Origin of the sequence: Mesobacillus sp. (assembly GCF_049588175.1) — a bacterium.
Taxonomy (GTDB): Bacteria; Bacillota; Bacilli; order Bacillales; family Cytobacillaceae; genus Mesobacillus.
The window spans coordinates 1-1816 of record NZ_JBAVFI010000214.1; the positions used below are offsets into that span (position 1 = coordinate 1).

The 1816-nt window shown below is 37.7% G+C and carries 3 protein-coding genes; all 3 read right to left on the reverse strand.

Annotated elements, in window-relative coordinates:
• Nucleotides 1-133: 133 nt before the first annotated feature.
• Entirely contained in the window at nucleotides 134-976 is an 843-nt protein-coding gene (locus WB217_RS05355) for a DegV family protein (protein WP_423991361.1), read from the reverse strand.
• 257 nt (nucleotides 977-1233) lie between these two features.
• The gene (locus tag WB217_RS05360; protein WP_423991363.1) at nucleotides 1234-1485 is read right to left on the reverse strand and encodes a DUF2535 family protein; all 252 of its coding nucleotides are present in this window, start codon (nucleotides 1483-1485) and stop codon (nucleotides 1234-1236) included.
• Nucleotides 1486-1595: 110 nt separating this feature from the next.
• Nucleotides 1596-1816 (reverse strand): hypothetical protein (locus WB217_RS05365; RefSeq protein ID WP_423991365.1); only part of this gene is annotated, 221 nt, incomplete at its 5' end.

Sequence of the window (1816 nt, forward strand, 5' to 3'; positions counted from 1 at the left end):
GTTCAGGACCTTACCACTAAGACTTAAAAAAAATATTTAATTCTGTTTTAATCTATTACTCATTAACTTTAGCTATGTACTTAAAAAACCGCAATTGACTATATAGTCTTTAAAACATGCAAAGAGCAGAACCTTATTCAAAATAATACATAAACCCAATCGCGCCAACACCTGTATGTGTACTTATAATGGGTGTTGTATCCTCAATGGCTATATCTCCATAACCTGATGCTTCCTGGATTGCATCCTTAAGTGTAGCTGCTAACTTCAAACCCTCGGCGTGGACGAGGCCAACACCTTTGATTTTCTTGCCTTTGACATCCTCCGAAAACTGGTTTTTTAGAAATTTAACAACCTGCGAGTGACTCCTTGCCTTGGAAACAGGTGTATATTCTCCACCTTCGAGCGAAGCAATTGGCTTAATGTTCAATAACGAACCGAGCAATGCCTTGCCTTTTCCAATCCGTCCGCCCTTGACTAAATTTTCGAGGGTATCCACCACTACAAATAGACGTGTCTGCTCCCTGACAGCATCCAGTCTGGTTAGTATTTGTTCAACTTCCTTACCCGAAGCAGCCATTTCTGCTGCCTCGAGCACTTGAAAAGCCAATGCTCTTGAAATAAATCTCGAATCGACTACATTCACTTTTGCAGAACTCATTTGCGCAGCACTTTCTGCTGACCGAACCGTACCGCTCATCCCGCCGGTCATATGAATTGAAATCACTTCATACCCCTCGTCGCCAAGCTGGTCATACACTTTAAGAAATTCCCCAGCAGGAGGCTGTGAGCTTTTTGGCAATTCAGGAGAAGCTTTCATTTTTTCGATAAATTCCTTTGGAGTGATATCAACTCTATCTAAATAGTTCTCTCCATTAATAGAAATTGATAAAGGAACTACGGTAATGCCCATTTTTTTAATTAAATCATCACTTAAATCACATGTGGAATCCGTCACAATTTTGATTTTAGTCATAAATTCACATCCCTATCAAAAAACACTATAATTATTATACATTTTCTTATTAAAAAAATAAAAATATTGATTGCTATTTCACATATTAATCGTGCTAACAAGATATTTTTGCTACCTAATCTCTCACTGAATCGTACTATTCTGTGAAGACTCTTTATCAGGAAATCATAAAGTGAATTCAAAGGAAAAATATTCAAAGAGAGAGACTGCCAATAAAAGAACAAAAGCGCCTATCAAGGCGCTTCAAAAGTAAACCATTATGCGTTATTTTTCAATTCGGCCGATTTAAATAACTGTTCGTAATCTGGCCATTTTATAGCTCTTTTTAAATAATCCTTAAATGAATAAAATTTCTTGGCGTTTCGTTCCTGATAGATCGATGTGATGAAAGTTTGCAAACGGACTTGGATCATAAAATAATAGGGGCTCTCTTCCTCCAATACAGGAATATCAACGACTTTAACCTTCTGTCCAACAACATTTTTGAACTCTAGGCTTTTGAATAGCAAAGTATCAATCCTCTTTTATACCCGTTTGATTATATTATACCCCAAATCACGGTCGAAATGTGTCTGTTTGTGCGGATAATAAAATTTTTTTACTGTCTTACTGACTTACTTTAAGCTATTGATACGGGGATTAAGATAACCTGCTTCTTGTTTTCCGACATCAGCATATTCGTGGCAGCATCATCCCAGAAAGCCTGTTCAGAAGCCTTTTTGATCCAATTGGCGTCTCTAACAGGAGACGCCCTCGTTTTATGCCGGTCACTTCTCCAATTACAACAGACTCTGCCCCCTCCGGAAATTCTTTTAACATATTCAATATACTGAGTTTCTC

Excerpts from the sequence above, each read along its gene's own strand:
- WB217_RS05355 (WP_423991361.1), bottom strand. The coding sequence starts at position 976 with ATGACTAAAATCAAAATTGTGACGGATTCCACATGTGATTTAAGTGAT.